1 protein-coding gene is annotated in these 299 nt (G+C 74.2%); it reads right to left on the reverse strand.

What is annotated here, in order from left to right; translation table 11 throughout:
- Positions 1–299: Gfo/Idh/MocA family oxidoreductase (locus SB773_RS31010; protein WP_410594091.1), on the reverse strand; the 299-nt coding region annotated here is incomplete at both ends.

The following is a 299-nucleotide window of genomic DNA, read 5'->3' on the forward strand; positions in this document are numbered from 1 at the left end:
CGCCGTCGACCACATCCACGCCGTCGAGGGTGCGCTTGCCGGCCCACCGCGAGCGGGTGAAGTACGACAGCGGACGTGTCCAGCTGCCGACCGCGGTGATCGCACGCACCTCCCCGAGGTCCCCGCCCTCGATCGCCGACCGCAGCCACGGGATGGCGTGCGAGCCGAGGCTCTGGAACCCCACCTGCACGAGCCGCCCCGCCCGCGCCGCCGACTCCCGCAACCGGCCGAGCTGCGCCAGGGAGGTGACCGGCGGCTTCTCGAGGTACAGGTCCGCTCCGGAGGCGAGCACCTGCTCC

Source organism: Bacillus sp. SIMBA_074 (assembly GCF_046534555.1).
Taxonomy (GTDB): Bacteria; Bacillota; Bacilli; order Bacillales; family Bacillaceae_G; genus Bacillus_A; species Bacillus_A mycoides.